The sequence below is a fragment of the Rheinheimera sediminis genome, assembly GCF_004005375.1.
In the GTDB taxonomy this organism is placed as follows: domain Bacteria; phylum Pseudomonadota; class Gammaproteobacteria; order Enterobacterales; family Alteromonadaceae; genus Pararheinheimera.
Window position 1 is genome coordinate 1 of record NZ_RZUF01000002.1, and the last position, 17,840, is coordinate 17,840.

At 47.8% G+C, this 17,840-nt stretch carries 13 protein-coding genes; 8 read left to right on the forward strand and 5 right to left on the reverse strand.

All coding sequences use genetic code 11. The features are described 5' to 3' along the window. Positions 1-171 precede the first annotated feature (171 nt). Positions 172-912: a 1-acylglycerol-3-phosphate O-acyltransferase gene (locus EMM73_RS01165; RefSeq protein ID WP_127684633.1), complete on the forward strand. Its 741-nt coding sequence runs from the start codon at positions 172-174 to the stop codon at positions 910-912. 4 nt (positions 913-916) lie between these two features. After that, positions 917-1,318 (forward strand): ribonuclease E inhibitor RraB, encoded by a 402-nt coding sequence (gene rraB, locus EMM73_RS01170; RefSeq protein WP_127684634.1) that lies wholly within the window; start codon positions 917-919, stop codon positions 1,316-1,318. 321 nt (positions 1,319-1,639) lie between these two features. Here the strand turns inward: rraB and EMM73_RS01175 are convergent, their stop codons facing one another. Both EMM73_RS01175 and EMM73_RS01180 read right to left on the reverse strand, forming a co-directional pair. Continuing rightward, positions 1,640-2,449, reverse strand: a complete 810-nt coding sequence (locus EMM73_RS01175; RefSeq protein WP_127684635.1) for an isocitrate lyase/PEP mutase family protein — start codon at positions 2,447-2,449, stop codon at positions 1,640-1,642. 141 nt (positions 2,450-2,590) lie between these two features. After that, a complete protein-coding gene (locus EMM73_RS01180; protein ID WP_127684636.1) occupies positions 2,591-4,993 on the reverse strand; it encodes a TonB-dependent receptor plug domain-containing protein in 2,403 nt (800 codons plus the stop codon). A gap of 212 nt (positions 4,994-5,205) precedes the next feature. On the opposite strand from EMM73_RS01180, the gene EMM73_RS01185 reads away from it, so the two are divergent. After that, positions 5,206-6,495, forward strand: coding sequence for a dicarboxylate/amino acid:cation symporter (locus tag EMM73_RS01185; protein WP_127684637.1), 1,290 nt, complete (start codon positions 5,206-5,208; stop codon positions 6,493-6,495). A gap of 3 nt (positions 6,496-6,498) precedes the next feature. On the opposite strand, the gene EMM73_RS01190 is transcribed toward EMM73_RS01185, so the two are convergent. The 3 genes from EMM73_RS01190 to EMM73_RS01200 form a co-directional block, all read right to left on the reverse strand. Further along, complete coding sequence (locus EMM73_RS01190; protein WP_127684638.1) at positions 6,499-7,662, reverse strand: trans-sulfuration enzyme family protein; 1,164 nt, start codon at positions 7,660-7,662, stop codon at positions 6,499-6,501. Positions 7,663-8,048: 386 nt separating this feature from the next. Next, positions 8,049-9,479: a Na+/H+ antiporter NhaC family protein gene (locus EMM73_RS01195; RefSeq protein ID WP_127684639.1), complete on the reverse strand. Its 1,431-nt coding sequence runs from the start codon at positions 9,477-9,479 to the stop codon at positions 8,049-8,051. A 461-nt stretch (positions 9,480-9,940) separates the two neighbouring features. Then, positions 9,941-10,342, reverse strand: coding sequence for a hypothetical protein (locus EMM73_RS01200; protein ID WP_127684640.1), 402 nt, complete (start codon positions 10,340-10,342; stop codon positions 9,941-9,943). A 256-nt stretch (positions 10,343-10,598) separates the two neighbouring features. Between EMM73_RS01200 and EMM73_RS01205 the strand changes: the two genes are divergently transcribed. The 5 genes from EMM73_RS01205 to rbbA all read left to right on the forward strand — a co-directional run bounded on the left by EMM73_RS01205 (position 10,599) and on the right by rbbA (position 17,840). Continuing rightward, on the forward strand, positions 10,599-10,997 hold the full coding sequence (locus EMM73_RS01205; protein ID WP_127684641.1) for a BlaI/MecI/CopY family transcriptional regulator: 399 nt from the start codon (positions 10,599-10,601) through the stop codon (positions 10,995-10,997). A 2-nt stretch (positions 10,998-10,999) separates the two neighbouring features. After that, on the forward strand, positions 11,000-12,532 hold the full coding sequence (locus EMM73_RS01210) for a M56 family metallopeptidase (protein WP_127684642.1): 1,533 nt from the start codon (positions 11,000-11,002) through the stop codon (positions 12,530-12,532). Positions 12,533-12,652: 120 nt separating this feature from the next. After that, the gene (locus tag EMM73_RS01215; RefSeq protein ID WP_186435087.1) at positions 12,653-13,888 is read left to right on the forward strand and encodes a serine hydrolase domain-containing protein; all 1,236 of its coding nucleotides are present in this window, start codon (positions 12,653-12,655) and stop codon (positions 13,886-13,888) included. A 158-nt stretch (positions 13,889-14,046) separates the two neighbouring features. Continuing rightward, complete coding sequence (locus EMM73_RS01220) at positions 14,047-15,105, forward strand: HlyD family secretion protein (RefSeq protein WP_127684644.1); 1,059 nt, start codon at positions 14,047-14,049, stop codon at positions 15,103-15,105. Continuing rightward, positions 15,102-17,840 (forward strand): ribosome-associated ATPase/putative transporter RbbA, encoded by a 2,739-nt coding sequence (gene rbbA, locus EMM73_RS01225; protein ID WP_127684645.1) that lies wholly within the window; start codon positions 15,102-15,104, stop codon positions 17,838-17,840. Before EMM73_RS01220 ends, rbbA begins: the two co-directional genes overlap by 4 nt.

Genomic DNA, 17,840 nt, shown 5'->3' on the forward strand with positions numbered 1-17,840 from the left:
TCTCAGGGAGGGGAGTCCATACATCTACAGTAATTAGGGTGGGCATTGTAGGGGCGGGGTTTACCCCCGCCCGTTTACTGCAGCGTCAAGTGCGACGGGGAAACAGATCAAACCAGACAAAAACACTAATACCGTTATACTCAGGCCCTTGTAACATACAGGGGCTTTTTAGTGTTAGCTATTCTACGTTTGGTGCTGGTCGCCGTTTTTATTGTATTCAGTGCCTTAGTGGGTTTGCTGATCTGTCTGGTTCGTCCTTTTTATGTCCCGAACGTGGCATTATTTTCCTGCTGGTATGGCTGGGCGGCCTGGATCTTTGGTTTAAAAGTAGAGGTGCGTCAGGCTCCTGAAGTGACTGCTGCTATGCCTTGTGTGTTTTTAGCCAATCATCAGAATAACTATGATTTATTCACCATCAGCAAAGCCTTGCTGCCTGGTACTGTCACCATAGGTAAAAAAAGCCTGAAATGGATCCCGTTTTTTGGCCAGCTGTATTGGCTCAGCGGTAATATCCTGATCGACAGAGCCAATAAATCTAAAGCTGTAGGCACTATGCAAGGCGCTGTGGATCGTATAGTGCAGGACAAGGTATCGGTCTGGGTATTTCCTGAGGGTACCCGCAGTTATGGTCGCGGTTTATTGCCTTTTAAAACCGGCGCTTTTCATATCGCTCAACAAGCCAAAGTGCCGCTGGTGCCTATCTGCATGAGTAACACCAGCAAAGTCCGGTTAAACAAATGGAATAACGGCAGAGTCATTATTGAAATTATGCCGCCTATTTATCCTGAAGCCGCAACTCCGGCTCGTGAACTGGCTGAAACAATACGGCAACAGATGGCAGATAAGATTAAGCTGCTTGATAGCGAAGTGGCAACCGACTACACTGCCGACTCATTGACTGTCACGGGGTAATATCATGGAAAACTGGCAAGAATTTACTGAAGACACCATAGCTGCACTGATGGAAGACGGCAGCGATCCGGATGCGGAATACACCATCGAACACCATTTTTACCATGAAGATTTTGCCCGCTTAGAAAAACTGGCTGTAGAAGTCTTTAAATTAGGCTACGAAGTCACAGACGCCGAAGAAGTCGAATTTGAAGAAGGCGGCACTGCCTGGGTCTTCGACGCTATTCGTGAACAATCGCTGGACGGCGCCAGCATCACAGCAGACGCGATCAAACTGGAAGCCTTAGCGCAGAAGTTTGGTGTCGAATACGACGGCTGGGGCACCTACTTTGAAGGTGGTGAAGACGAAGACGGCGAAGACTTCGATGATGACGAAGACGACGGCGACGAAGCTCCACGCCACTAAAACCTGTTTTTACCTATTTAGATATCTACTCTGTTGGGATCAAACAAAAAGGCCAAAGCGAAAGCTCTGGCCTTTTTCTATCACCGTCGTATATTTTCATTTCGTATAAGATAGCTGCTTTAAAGTGTTTTAAGTTATTAATTGGCTCGGCTTTAATGCTTAAAGAGATAAAGATGTCTTTAAGGAAAACAGAGATGGCGGCGAAACAGCTGGTACATTGGTTAGACTTTTGGCTGGATAAACTTGAATTGCTCGTTAACAAGATTGAACTGGGCGAGTAGGATCCTTCACGAGCTGAAATCAATCAAAACCAACCTTAATCTACTTATTCGGTTGCGAAACGGCTGCACCACTTTCATACCATTGCTCCAGCTTTGAGCCAGTTAGTTGCTCCGATGGCTGCACAGTTGAACCCAGTTGTTGTGCCATTTCATTTTGTAAGCTTTGATAGCAATGTAAAAACAAGGCCGGACCGTAACTCAATCGTTTGACGCCGAATGCTGCTAATTGTGTTTTATCCGGCAGATTCGCCAACCACATCAGATTGATCGGCATTTGAATGGCCTGACATAACTGCTGTATAGCCAAGGGTTCTACCAGACATGGAATAAAGAGCCCATCAGCTCCCGCGGCTTGATACAAAGCGGCGCGTTCCATACAAAACTCAACAGCAGTTTGCCCCTCCGCCAAACGAGCCAGATAAATATCAGTTCTGGCATTAATAAATAATTCTTTACCAGCCAGTGCTTCACGGCAGCAGCGAATTTTGGCGCAAAGTAACTCCGGGCTATCATTGCCATCTTCCAAATTGATACCTGCAACACCTAAAGCCACAAGCTGTAAAACCAGTCTGGCAATCTGTTCAGGATCCTTGCTGTATCCCTGCTCAATATCAACAGACAAGGGCAACTTATTCACCCTTTGGATCCGTTTTATAGCGGCCAGAAGCTCGCTAGCAGGTAGATGTTCGCCATCTTTATATCCCAAAGACCAGGCTAAAGCTGCGCTGGATGTGCCGATGGCTTTGGCACCTTGCTGCTGCGCTAAGACGGCACTGGCCGGATCCCAGATAGTGGATAAGATCAAAGGGACATGGTGTTGGTGCAGTTGTTGAAAGTATGAGGCGGGCATGATGCTTATCCTGTTCAAAAAGAAGTCCTCATACTAAAGAGCCTTTACTGTTTTGTCTGGCCAGTTCCGGCACTGAACAGTAAATCCTGCGAATAAAAAAAGGCAGCCGAAGCTGCCTTGAAGATACTGATATTAAGCTGCTTAGAAGCGATAACTCAGGTCGGCATAATATGAGCCGCCATTAAAGCCAAAAGGCGCATTGGTGTTCGGGTAAATAAAGATCCCGTTGAAGCTGTTGATGGTCGGTTGTTTATCCGGATAGGTATCAAACAGGTTGTTGGCACCAAAACCAAAACGTAAGTCATCAGTCAGTTCGTAGTGGAAAGTGACATCTACAGTGGTTTTACCGCTGTAAGTTTTATCTCCGGTGGCGTAACCAATAGTGTAAGGACCAAAGTAGTTCAGTCGCAGGTTAGTTTGCAGCTGCTTATAATCCTGAGTCAGGCTCCAGACAGCTCCTTTGTTTGGATTGGCTTTGGTTAAGCGTACTTGTTCAACCCGATCAAAGAGTTTGCTCTCCAAACCATCCAACAAGGCAGGCACCCGAATCGCATCTATGCCGGTATCGTTATACTGAGCACTGAATGAGGTTTTCCATTCACCCCATAAGCCCGCGTCCCACTGGTAGGCAGCTACAGCTTCCAGACCTTGAGTGGTGGTATCTACTGCATTGGTGAAGAAGCGTACTGAGTTAGCTCCTGAATCGCCTAAAATAGCGGCCAGAGCAGAGCTGTCGGCCCGGCTCACGCTGCCAGTCAGTATCACACGGTCGTCCAGTTCAATACGGTAAGCATCCAGCGTAAAGCTAAAGCCATCGTCGCCCTGAAAGGTAATACCGGCACTAAAACTTAAGGCCGACTCAGCTTGTAAATCGCCTTGACCTATAGCGCGGGTCACAGCTGAAATATTGTTAAAAGTGCCGGACTCAGTTGGAGTCAATACACCGGTTTGTGGATCGGCCACAAAAAGTGTCGACAGGTTAGAGAAATACAGTTGCTGCACACTAGGGGCACGGAACGCATCGTTTGCTGTGGCGCGCACTGCCCATTGCTCAGTCAGTTGATAACGGCCTGACAATTTCCAACTGGTGTCGCTGCCAAAGTCAGAATAGTCTTCCTGGCGCAGTGCTGCACCCCAGGTGAAATCATCGGTCAGGGCGTTTTCCAGCTCCAGATAAAGCGCGGTATTGTGACGCGATTCATCCACTTCAGATGCTGGTGTAAAACCACCAAAACCCTGAATACCACCGGCTTTATTTTGATACCCATAATTGCGCCATGATAACTCTTCGCCTGCATTGATCTGATAGCTGTTGTGACGACGGCTAAGACCTGTGGATACCACTAACTCGGAGTCGTTGATAAAACTGTATCTTTTGCTGGCATCTATATTAAAGTTTTGCTCGGCATTCACCAGCTCTCCGGCATAGGCGCTGGTTGGACTTTGCGGCCCAAAAGACGCGTTCAGCGAATTATTGACATAATATTGGAAGCTGCTTTCGCCTGTGCCTGCAGACAGATCCAGACGCCAGTCGGCTACATCAAATTTAACGCCAGTAGTGATTGAGTAATCGTCTGATTCAGGCGCTATTTCCGGCAGATAACCGTCAGGGTAAATTTCCGGGATGTTACGGGCATCTTTCGCTATACGATAAAAGGCGCCAGAAGCTGACTCTCTGTGGCTTACACCACCAAAGGCATACCATTCTGTAGTGCCGTGTTCGTAACCAGCATTGATAAATAAAGACTCTTGCTTAAATGCTGCATCACCCACTTTGTGGCTTAAGCGGTTAAAGCTGGCTTCGCGCGGGTCAGGAGCGCCATTGATTGGTGCGTATTGCTCACGTGGATCTAAACCCGCTCTGTTGGTGCCGTTTTTATGTTGTTGCTCAACACTGAAGTTAACAAAACCTGTGTCAGCAAAACGAAAGCCTGAATTTACAGATGCTTTGTAGTATTCGCCATCGCCTTCATAGGTTTGGCCGCCGCTAGCTGCGACTTCACCTGAGCCTGCCTGATCCTTCAGTACTATGTTAATGACACCTGCAATGGCATCTGAACCATACTGAGCCGCGGCGCCGTCACGCAATACTTCAATGCGCTTAATAGCTGACACAGGGATAGTATTCAGATCCACGTTGGAACTACCACGGCCCATAGTGCCGTTCAGGTGAACCAAAGCTGTGCCATGCCGTCTTTTACCATTGACTAATACCAGCGTATGGTCAGGTGATAAACCACGTAAGCTGGCTGGTTTTACTGCATCTGAACCATCAGTAATAGAAGACGTTGGGAAGTTAAAGCTTGGCACCAGCATTTGCAGCGCTTTTGCGGTTTCCAGAGCTCCTGTACCTGCCAGTTGAGCCTCATCAATAATATCTATGGGTGAGCTGGTTTCAGTGGCCGAACGAACTGACAAACGGCTACCAATGACAGAAATTTTTTCTACATCAGCCTGCGCCTGCTGCGCCAGAGTGCTACCGCTGTAGGCACTGCTGATCAGTGCCAGACTAATAGCAGATGCCAATGGTTGTTTTATCGTCATATTAAATCCCTGGGTAGATAGTGCTTAAGTCAAATCATACCGAATCTTCTATGTAAATATTTCAATAATTTGTGATTTTATATTTCAAAACAGTATAAGGTGCTGTTACGGCATCTCGCTTTGCTGCTTTTAGTTCTTGCTTAGAACAGAACTGAATAGGTTAGAACAGGCACAGCCACTATACTGGCGGCCATTACAGCGTGGAATTAGCTATGAAAAACATCAATTTAAAATTGGCCCTCTGGCAGCAGGTGGTTCTTGCTCTGGTAGTGGGCGTGATCGCAGGTTTAGTCTTAGGCGGCGATGCTTTGGTATTAAAACCTCTGGGTACCGCCTATATCAATGCCATTAGAATGTTGGTGATCCCACTGGTGTTTTTTAGCCTGATTTTGAGTATCACCTCACTGGGGCAAGGCAAGGGCTTAGGTCGTATTGCCAGCAAAACTGTAGGCTTGTTTTTACTGACAGCGCTGATTGCCAGTCTGATCGGCCTTGGTGTGGGTACTGCCTTTCAATTTGAAACCGGCCAAAACTTAGTGGCGGCACAAGTGACTGAAAAAGTCATACCTCCTGTCAGTCAGGTGTTAGTGGATTTAATACCGGCCAATCCTATTGCTGCTATGGCTCAGGGCCAGGTTTTACCTGTGATGTTGTTTGCTATTTTACTTGGGCTTGCGCTGCGTAATATTGGTGAGAAGGGCGCTGCTATGCTTGCTGTGGTGCGCTCTGGCGCCGATATGATGTTTGAAGTCACTCGCTTGGTATTACTGTTTACCCCTATCGGCGTATTTGGTTTGATCGCCTGGGTGGTTGGCACTTATGGCTTAGAAATGCTGCTGCCGCTGGGCAAGTTTATTCTGGCTATTTATGTTGGTTGTTTGCTGCATATCAGCCTGACCTATGGCGGTTTTGTGCACTTTTTCAGTTCAATGAAAGTAACAGACTACTTTAAAGCTATCTTCCCAGTGCAACTGGTGGCTTTTAGTACCTGCTCCAGTTATGCCTCTTTACCTGCCAGTTACAAAGCTGTGACTGAAGATCTGAAAGTCTCCAAAGACTACGCTGGTTTTGTGTTGCCTTTAGGTTCGACCATTAATATGGATGGTTGTGGTGGTATTTATCCGGCCATAGCCGCTATTTTTATTGCCAGCTTATATGGTATTGAACTGCAGTTTATTGATTATCTGCTGATTGTAGGCACTGCTACTTTGGCGTCCTTAGGCACTGCTGGTGTACCTGGTACAGCGTTAGTGATGCTGACAGTCACTTTATCCGTGGTGGGTTTACCGCTGGAAGGCATTGCTTTTATTGCTGCCATAGACCGTATTATCGATATGGCCCGCACTACTACTAATGTTACAGGCGATACCATGGTGGCTTTAGTGATCGCAGAGCAGGAAGGCTTGCTGACAAAAGAGCTGGTTACAGATGACCTAAAAGACGACAGCGTTTTTGCAAAAGCGCTGTCGGAAACTCCTGTTAGCTGCGAAATCCGCAGCTAACTTTTAAAGCTGAGCCAGAGCCTGAGCTAAGTCCGCAATGAGATCATCGGCATCTTCCACGCCTATGCTCAGGCGAACCAGCTTGTCAGTAACCCCCGCTCTTTGTCTGTCTTCTGCTGTCATAGCGGCATGAGTAGTGCTGGCTGGATGACAAGCTAAGCTTTCGACATCACCTAAGCTCACGGCCTGCGCGAATAACTGCAGGTTATTTAAAAACACTGAGGCTTTGGTAAAACCACCTTCGATATCCACAGCCACCATGCCACCAAAACCACTGGCCGTGTCCGCTAGTGCCTGATGCCCTGGATGACTGGCGTGACCCGGGTAATACACCTTCGCCACTTTAGGATGTGCTACTAAAAAGTCAGCCACTTTGCGGGCGTTTTCGATATGAGCGTCCATCCGCAAGGTCAGAGTTTTTACGCCTCGTTGCAGTAAATAAGCTTCCTGCGGGCCTATAGGTGAACCTATATGCTTCAGTGCCACAGTACGGATTTTCTGCATCAGTTCGCTGCGTCCTGCCACTATGCCGGCAATAATATCGCCATGGCCAGACAGGTACTTAGTACCGCTGTGCATCACAATATCAGCACCTATTTCCAGTGGACGGAATAAATAAGGGGTTAAAAAGGTATTGTCACAAATCACCAGAGCACCGACTTTACGGGCCGCTTCCACCACAATACGAGTGTCTATCACTTTTAAGGTGGGGTTGGTAATAGGTTCAAATAACACCACTTTGGTATTGGGTTTTACCCGCTCTGCAAAGTCTTTATCGCTGCTGTAACGGCTTAAAGTGACGCCAGCTCTGGTTAAGGTGTTGCGTAAAAAGGCATCAGTACCGCCGTAGACCGGGTCGATAAAAGCCACTTCATCACCGGCATTGGTCAGGGCATACATAATGGCGCTGACAGCGGCCATACCGCTGGCGACTACTAAAGCTTCATCCGCTCCTTCTAATGCTGCCAGTTTCTGCTCTAAAGCTGCTGTTGTAGGGTTGGCAAAACGGCTGTAGATATAACCCGGATTCTGGCCTGAAAAACGTGCCTGACCTTCTTCGGCTGTGCCGTAACTAAAGGTGCTGGTGAAATACACCGGAGTGGCTAAAGCACCGGTACTTGGGTCTGGTTGTTGCCCGGCATGAATACTTAAAGTACGGAATTTCATAATAAACCTTGGTTATGTTTTTTATTTGTAGTGGGTTTTGTGCCGAGCTTATGTTACATGAAGCACATAGATCTCGATGAGCAAAAATTCATACTGGCCATCTGCGGCGTCAGATGAACCTGTTGACGCAGATAGCAGAAAGCGAGCGTATTCTAGGCCTGAGTAGACAGTTAAATAACTAATGGATTGGTCTTGTATAGATGAATTAGAAATAACCGGATGTCTGGAAAGTTAGCGGTCTTGAGCTATAAAAGTCTTACTATCTAAAACTATGTGGAATAACACAGTGAACAAAGTGCCAATGCTTAGCAGCTGGATAAATATGGCCTGTTGCTGAAATAAAGAAGGCACCTATAAGGTGCCTTCTTTCACGCAAATGAAACTACTTAAGCAATCAGGATAAAACCGATAAACGCCAGAGTGGCTGCTATTAAAGCGTAAGGCAACTGAGTCACAGCATGGGATACCAGATTACAACCTGAGCCTTGTGCTGCTAACACAGTAGAGTCACTGTAGAAACAGGCCTGACTACCAAAAGAGCTGGCTGATAACAGGGCACCTATTACCAATGGAATATCTGCTTCTACTGCATAAGCCAAAGGCATCACAATAGGAATAGATACAGCAAAAATGCCCCAGGAAGAGCCTGTCGCAAAAGACAGAATCGCCATAGCTAAAAATACAATAGCGGGTAACATTTGGGCCGTCATGTAAGGCGTCAGGTTTTCAATTACATACTGCGGCAGTAATAACTTGTCGCAGACATCTTTAAAGATAAAGGCAGCGATTACAGTACAAATAGCTGGCAGCATGGTTTTGAAACCATTCATCATCACTTCCATCATGTCGCTTAACGACATCAGGCGCTGATAGCTGTAGAACACCAGAGTCAGCACCAGTGTCACCAACAAGCCTTTTAAGACGTCTATGTCAAAGTAGATGGTAAAGCCAATGAGCATCAGCATAGGGACTATAAAGTTACGCAGTTTGCCTTGTTTGTTGCTGTCTTCAAATTCCTGTTCCATAGCATGGACAGCGTATTGATCACCAGCAGGCACGTTTTGGCCTTGTACATGATGATGGCTGGCCGAGGCTTCTACACTTAGTTCTGGCAGTGTATCCGCAGGTGTACCATTTTGTGCTGCCAGTTCAGCTTTCTTCATCGGGCCTATGGCTGGCATAATTTTTAAAGTGACCAGCAATACCATAGTGACAGCTAACCAGGGATACAGCATGTAAGGAATGGCTTGCATATAGACATCCACACCTTGGCCTGCCTCTGCAACCTTATTGTTTTCCAATAAACCACCAAAAAAGATAGCCCAGGTAGAGATAGGAATAATGACGCAAATAGGCGCAGCTGTAGAATCCACTATGTAAGCCAGCATCTGACGGGAGATCTTGTACTTGTCAGTGACTCTTTTCATCGCTTCACCCACGCTTAACGCATTTAGGTAGTCGTCGATAAAAATAATACAGCCTAAAACAAAGGTCATAAACATAGATGATTTAGGGCCTGTTGCCAGTTTAGAAGCTGAACGGCCAAAAGCGACAGCACCACCAGTGTGGATTAATAATCCAATCAAGGATCCAAAACCACCACAGACCAGAATCAACCAACCTATGGTTTCATCTTGCATCACGCTTTGAGAGATTTCTGCAAAGGTATTCAATAACTCAAGAGGTTGAGTTGGGAACAGCATCAGCAAACCTGCAACAGCACCCACAACCAGCGACAAAATAGGCCGCTTCAGCCAGATGGCAACTGCCATCACAACAACTGGTGGGATCAAACTAATGGCACTTGGTGAATCCATTAAAGGGTTCCTTCACAAAGCCTGGCAATGCCAGAAAAATAAAAGCCAACCGCAGTAGCATAACTCATTTGCTTACGTACGGAGTGTTTGGGGTTGAGCTGCCAGAGCCCGGGACTGAAAGTGATTGCTTATCATACCCAAGGGATTGCAATTTCATCAGATCAGGGTAAACAACAGAATGAATTTACACGGGTTAAATTCAGGCGCGCAATAATAACAAAAAAAATGTTTTGTACAATATCCCGTCGTACTTGAAGCTGCAGTGTTGTTGGCTTCGTTTACTCGCCCAAGTCACATAGGATAACTATGCTCCTCGGGTCTCGCTCGCTTGCCGCCGCGCTGCAACTCCAATTACTTAGGGCATATTTGAGTGTAAGCGAATAACTGTGAAAATGCGTGTATTGGAGGGGGGAGGTATCGGAGAAAAATCACTGCCACCACGGGCGGCAGTGCTCAAAAAATTATTTAGCCTGAGTGATCAGTTCTAACTTCTCTAACACATCGGCCTTGAAGCTTAATTGCACAGACTTTTGTGCCGCGTCCCGGGTTTTTACCAGTTGTGTTAAAGTCGGGTAGCTGGCAGACAATACCGTCATATCGTATACCCAAAAAGTTTTACCCTCTTTTTCTGTTTTGCTGGCTGGTTCACCCAGTTTTTCAGCAATAGCAGCCTGAGTAGATTTACCTTCAGTTAAACCTAAAGCAGTGCGCACTGAGGTATTTAAAGCAGCAGTTTTGGCGCTGTCTTTGGTTTCTTTCAAAGTGCTGCCTACACCATCTTTTACCGCATTTAACCAGTCAGCCTGAGCTGGAACTGCGGTCACTACGAAGGCAACGAATAAGGCGCTAAACTTTAATTTCATGCTGTCTCTTCCATTTGAGAATGAATCAGGGAACCTGCAACGCTTCTGTAACGCAGGCGGCGCGGATGGTATAGCAGATTGAGCTTTACTCCAAGTTTCTCACCAGAACTTTACAATTATTTGCGATGGATTAATGAGAAAACAGAGCACATTCAAGAAAATAAATACAAAAACTAAAGAATTAGTTGCAGTATGAAAAATGCTCAGCTAGATTAAAACTAATTCTTTAGTAGATAATCTTGATTGGGTAACAGGCATGGCCAGAACAAAATCTCTTGAGCTTACCAGTGCAGAGCAAAAAATTATGCAGGTGTTATGGCAACATGGCCCCAGTTCAGTCAAAGACATCACAGCAGAGCTCTGCAAAGAGTCAGCTGTGGCTTACACCACAGTGCAAACCTTATGTCGTATTCTGTTTGATAAAGGTCATGTCGACTGTGAGAAACAAGGCAAAGCATTTATTTATCAAGCCACTACAGTGCAGCAGGAAGCCCGCAGTCAGGCGTTAAGTACACTGCTGCAGCGTTTCTTTGGTGGCTCCCCGGCTTTGCTGGCTCAGCATCTGATAGAGCAGCAGGAGTTAACGCCAGAGCTTGCTGATGAGTTACAGGCGCAAATTGATGCTCACTCAGCCAAGGCGACACAAGGAGACTGATCATGCTGGAATTAAGCTGGTTGTTGTTTTATCTGGTGTTACATCTGCTATTGGCCCTGGTGACAGTGCCATGGCTGTATTGGCTAGGCCAAAGCGCGTGGCGGCCTGCGCCGTATTGGATGTTGCGTTTGTGGACTGCAGTGGCGGTGCTGTTGTTTGTGTTACCAGCCATTCTATTAATTGAAGGCGCAGACGAAGTTGCGCCGCAGCCATGGTTTAGCACTGATATCGCTGTTTTACAGCAGGAGCTTCATTTAGCTGAAGCCACAGCAGCTGCAGAAACTGAACCCACTTTCACTCAGCGCTGGGCTTTAGCACCACAGCTGTTTTATTTGTTTGTTCCACCAGCCTGGTGGTTATTGCTGGTACCTTTGGGCTGCTGCTGGCAAATAGGGCGATTCAGCCTGAGTTACAGATCAAGCCGTAAGTTATGGCTAGAGGCAAAACCTCTGAACTTGCCAAATTTCACCAACCACAAGCCAGCACTGTATCGGCACTTTGCCATAGATAGCGCTATGCTGGTGGGACTACGTCAGCCCCGAATTATTCTTCCTGCATTATGGTTACAGACTTTGTCTGAAGAGCAATTGCAGCATGTGATTGCTCATGAGCGTATGCATTGGCATCGGAGCGATTTGGCGGCTTTTTATCTGCAACAATTTTGTGCAGTGTTGTACTGGTGGAGCCCGCTCTGGGGTTTAATCTGTCGGCAACTGAATAAATACCGCGAATTAAGTTGTGATGCTGGTGTAACGGCGCAATTAACGCAGCCACATAGGTACGCCCAAACCTTGCTTGATTGCAGTAAAACCCATCAGGCCGCGCAGCCGCTGTTACTCGCTATGCCATGGCAACAGCAACCTTTGTTAGCGCAGCGGATCCGTCTGGTACTGCAAGGCTCTGCAGGCAAGATCACACCACAAAGTTGTGCTTTGCTGATTGCGTTGTCTTTGTCAGTCGCAGCCACTCTGGTTTTGGCACAACGTACTCAGGTCGCCCGGTTGCCCGCAGAATATGCTCAGGTTAGCCTGACTGAATTGAATCAGCTGGAACAGTTGCTGGAGAAAGTACGACAGCGGAATTTGGCTGCAGTTCGTCAACTGCTTGCTTTAGGTTATCCGTTAAATGCTGCGATGCCGGGTGAGGGCACAGCGTTAATGTTGGCGGTGCGCTCCGGCGATAAAGCAATGGTCGAACTGTTACTTACTGCTGGTGCTGATGTGAACCAAAGTAGCAGACGTGATGGCAACCCGCTGATTATCGCTGCGCAGTATGGCAATTTGGAGTTAGCTAAGCTGCTGGTTCAGGCTGGGGCTGATGTGAATGCCATAGTGTTGGCTGACGAAACGCCACTGATTAACGCCAGTTATAGAGGTGATCTGGCGATGGTGCGGTATCTGGTGCAGCAAGGCGCTCACGTCAATCTGAAGGTGGAAGCGACCATGATGGATGGCAGTGAACTGCGATCTCCACTCAGTCGCGCTTCTGCTGCAGAAGTCAGAGCCTATCTGCAGCGGCAGGGGGCTACACCTTAAGGTAAGACTGCTGCTTCTTTTTTAAATTTAATAGGTATGACCTTCGGATCCGGGCTTTTCAGCCTGTGGGCGAAGCTTTGCCTGAAATCATGGAAACGACATAACCAAAGGACAATACCAATGAAAAAACGAGTAGTCAGTGTGGCTGTGCTTCTGTTGGCAGGCGCTGTGGTGGCCTGGGACATGTTATCTGGCTGGACACCTCTTGCTGCAGAGGCTGCGCACCAAAGCAAAGTCTATCAAGCATCATTTCAAGCCACTGCAGAACAAGCCATGGCGGAATTGAGGCAAAGTCAGCAGCAAGGTCAGTTTCCGGCGTTAACTGCAGCAGTGGCCTGGCGTGGCCAGGTGTTATGGGCTGGTGCTGCGGGTTATGCCGATATTGCCAGCCAAAAATCAGCCAGTATTGACAGTCAGTTTCGGATTGGCAGCACCTCAAAGGCGGTGACAGCTGCTGCTTTAGCCAGAGCAGTGGCAGCTGGGCAGGTTGATTTGGATGCGCCCATTAGTCGCTATAAAACCGATTTACCCAATTCGCAGTGGCAGGACTTAACCTTAAGGCAATTGATGTCGCATACCGCAGGTTTTCCCGGCTACGACGGCAACACCGACTGGATTGGTGCAGTCCGCACCTGGGTCAAATGGGGCGAATTTCATGATGTGCATGACGCTCTGGACTTATTTGACGAAAGCAAACTGCTATATCCGGCAGGCAGCAATTTTCATTACAGCTCCTTTGACGTCAACTTAGCCAGTGCTGTACTGCAAAGTGCGGTAAAAACGCCGTTTTTACAGTATCTGGATGCACAAGTCAGCAAGCCACTTGGATTGTCTTCTTTGGCTGCTTCCGAGCAGCCATCGCCCCATCAGGTCAGCTTTTATATGACCCATGACGGTTATGCCAAAAAACACAGAGAGGTGAATTTAAGTCAGAAGTGGGCTGGCGGTGGTCTGGCCGCCAGTTCAGTCGATTTAGCCCTGTTAGGCTCAGCCTGGTTTAACTCTGATTTTATCCCTGCTGCAATACAGCAGCAGTTTTGGACACCACAAAAACTTAAGAATGGCGAAGTAAACGAGCAGTTTTATGCTTTGGGTTGGCGCAACTTTTCGCAAAACCATCTGTTTTGTGACAAAGGCAATGCGCTTAGTCGTACCGTCAGTTTTGTCCACCATGGCGGGGTGTCAGATGGCGCCCAAAGTTGGCTGGTGATCTATCCGGAATTGCAACTAGTAGTCGCGATGAATACCAATACAGTGAAAGAAAACTACTGTGATTTTGCCAAACACGCAGCTTCTATCACCCGACAATTTTTACAACAGATAGCGCCAGACTGGTTATCGTCTGCCACGCTATAGAAAATAGAGAAGAAGTTTCACTTTAACTGCTTAATCCTCGTTGTTTTGCCCTAAATCAAAGAACTTTGCTGAAAAGAAGCATAGAGTGGTTTAGGGCTAAGCAGCTTCTGTTGCCTTTACAGGCCTAACGGGAAATAACAGCTAAGGTGAAATGGACTATGACTGGACTACAAACAAAAGTACTAGTGGCTGCAGGAGCTGTCAGCGCTGCTCTGCTGTTGTATTACATGAACTTTACCGGTGCTGACACTGACCACTTGTTGAAAAGTAACGGCCGTATTGAAGCCACTGAAATTGCAGTAGCCAGTAAAACGGCGGGACGGATCAAAGAGCTGTTGGTAGATGAAGGCGATTTTGTTGAAGCCGGCCAATTGGTTGCAACCGTAGAATCTGAATCTTTAGTGGCGCAGTTGCATCAGGCAGAAGCTCAATTACGTCAGGCGCAAAGTGCCACTGTGACAGCAGACAGTCACTTGCTACAACGTAAAAGTGAAAAAGCAGCTCTGGAAGCCGTATTAATTCAGCGTAATGCCGAGCTGAGCGCCGCAAGAAGCAGAGCCAGCCGCACTGGCACTTTGGCTGAAACTGGCTCTGTGTCTAAACAATTAGCCGAAGATAACGATACCTTAGTCACCAGCGCCAAAACAGCGGTCAGTTCAGCCAAGGCCCAGATTGACGCCGCTGTGGCTGGTATTGCTTCAGCCGAAGCACAAATTAACTCAGCAGCATCTGCTGTGGACGCCGCCCGCGCTACTGTAGCCCGGGTGCAGTCTGAGCTGACCGACAATCAACTGAAAGCCCCGAGATCGGGCCGAATTCAGTACCGTATTGCTCAAACCGGTGAAATTGTTGCCGCAGGTGGCAAAGTATTAAGTCTGATTGATGTGACAGACGTGCATATGACGTTTTTCTTGCCTTCAACTTTAGCCGGTCGTATTGAAGTAGGCGCGGAAGTACGGGTGGTACTGGATGCTCTGCCAAATGTGTCGATACCGGCTGAAGTGTCTTATGTGGCCGATGTGGCGCAGTTCACCCCGAAAACGGTTGAGACCGCCAGTGAACGCGAAAAACTGATGTTCAGAGTCAAAGCCAAAATAAACCCTGAATTGCTGCTCAAGCATAAAACCAAAGTGAAAACTGGTTTACCTGGTGTGGCTTATCTACGACTGGATAGCTCGTTGCCCTGGCCTGATTCTGTACCGGAGCTGGTGCAGTGACTTGCAACTCAAAACAGGCTGAGCTGGTCGCACAGCTGCAGCAGGTGCAGCTTAACTACGGCAAAACCAAAGCACTGGATAGCATCTCGCTGGATATTCCAGCCGGTGTGATGGTGGGTTTGATTGGGCCTGATGGGGTAGGTAAGTCCAGCTTATTGTCTTTGTTATCTGGTGCCCGGGCTATTCAGCAAGGCAAAGTGCAGGTGCTGGGGGGTGACATGGCCAGCAGCACACACCGCGATGCGGTCTGTGCCGATATTGCCTATATGCCGCAGGGCTTGGGCAAGAACCTGTATCTGACTTTATCGGTGGAAGAAAACCTGCAGTTTTTCGCCCGCTTATTTGGCCACAATGCCAAAGAGCGGCGCCGTCGTATTGATGAACTGACCAAAGCTACAGGCTTGTATAAATTTTTACAGCGCCCCGCCGGTAAGTTATCAGGTGGTATGAAGCAAAAACTCGGTTTGTGCTGTGCATTAATTCACGATCCTAAATTACTGATCCTTGACGAACCTACCACAGGTGTTGACCCGCTGGCGCGCAGTCAGTTCTGGCAGTTGATCCAGCAGATCCGCCGAAACTCGCCGCAAATGAGTGTGATAGTGGCCACTGCCTATATGGATGAAGCCGAACATTTTGACTGGCTGATTGCGATGAATGCAGGCCAGGTGCTGGCTAGCGGTAGCCCGGCTGAATTGCATCAGCAAACCGGTACTTCCACTTTGGAAGCCGCTTTTATTCAGTTGCTGCCAGAATCGGCCAAACAAGGTTACCAAGCCGTAGTGGTGCCGCCTTTGGTCGATGGCGACCAGAGTATTGCGATTGAGGCTGCGGCTTTGAGCATGCAGTTCGGTGATTTTAAGGCGGTAGATAACGTTAGTTTTCAAATCAAAAAAGGCGAGATTTTTGGTTTTCTCGGCTCCAATGGTTGTGGTAAATCCACCACCATGAAAATGCTGACGGGCTTGCTGCCTGCCACTTCAGGCCAGGCCTTGTTATTTGGCCAGAATTTAAACCCAGATGATATTTCAACCCGCAAAAGAGTGGGCTATATGTCGCAGGCCTTTTCCTTATACTCCGAACTGACTGTGCTGCAAAACCTGGAATTACACGCCAGGTTGTTTCATGTGCCTACAGAGCAAATCAGCGAGCGAATTGCTGAAATGCTGCAGCGGTTTGGCCTGCAGCAAGTGTCGACCTTATTACCGGATAATCTGCCGCTGGGTATACGGCAGCGTTTATCACTGGCTGTGGCTATGGTGCATAAGCCTGAGCTGCTGATTCTGGATGAGCCCACTTCTGGGGTGGATCCAATAGCCCGCGACAACTTCTGGCAGCTGATGATTGATTTGGCACGGCAGGATCAGGTGACCATTTTTATCTCCACCCACTTTATGAACGAAGCTGAGCGCTGCGACCGCATATCTCTGATGCATGCGGGGAAAGTGTTAGTCAGTGACACGCCGGCGCAGATTGTGGCTAATCAGCAGGCCGACACTCTGGAACAGGCCTTTATTCGTTATCTGGAACAGGCCGGAGCCAGAGACAACAGCACTGATGCTGAAATCAATTTAGCCTCAGCCAGCAGCGCAGAGCAGGTTAAAAAAAGTTTTAGCTGGCAACGGCTTTGGAGTTTTACCCAGCGTGAAACCATAGAGTTGCGGCGCGATCCTATCCGCTCGGCCTTAGCGCTACTGGGCAGCTTGGTGCTGATGTTGTTTATTGGTTACGGCATTACCATGGACGTGGAGGATTTAACCTTTGCAGTTCTTGATCAGGACCAGTCGGTGCTGAGCCAAAACTATGTGCTGAATTTATCCGGTTCGCGTTATTTTATTGAAAAGCCGCCGCTCAAAAGCCAGCAGGATATTGATCAGCGTATGCGCAGCGGCGATATCAGTCTGGCGATAGAAATCCCCCATGGTTTTGGCCGCGACTTGTCGCGTGGACAGCAAGTCTCTGTGGCGGCTTGGGTGGATGGTTCTATGCCCAACAGAGCTGAAACTATTAAAGGCTATGTGCAGGGCATGCATTTGCACTGGCTGAGAATGCAGGCGACAGAGACGCTGGGCACAGATGCCAGCAGCCTGAGCTCTGCCCTTGAAACCCGGTTTCGTTATAACCCTGATGTAAAAAGCCTGGTGGCTATGGTGCCCGCTGTGATCCCTATGCTGTTGCTGATGATACCGGCAGTGCTGACTGCATTGTCGGTGGTGCGGGAAAAGGAGCTGGGCTCCATTATTAATTTGTATGTCACACCTGTCAGCCGGCTGGAGTTTTTATTGGGTAAACAACTGCCTTATATAGCTCTGGCTTTTATTAATTTTTTACTGATGTTAGTCACAGCCATACTGCTATTTAAAGTGCCGCTGACCGGCAGTTTTTGGGCCCTGAGTTTAAGCGCTTTGGTCTTTGTATTGTTTTCGACTGGTTTTGGTTTGTTTGCTTCTACCTTTACCAAAAGTCAGATTGCCGCCATTTTGGTAGCTGTGCTTGGCACTATTATTCCAGCAGTGCAGTTTGCCGGCATGATCACTCCAGTGTCAGCTTTAGAAGGAGCGGGCCGCCTTATTGGCGAAATTCATCCGGCCAGCTTTTTCCTGACCATCAGTAGAGGTGTGTTCAGTAAAGCACTGCAGCTGTCTGATATTTATCCTGCTTTACTGCAAATGGCGCTGGCTGTACCTGTGATAATTCTTGCTTCAGCGCTGTTGCTGAAAAAACAGGAGCGCTGA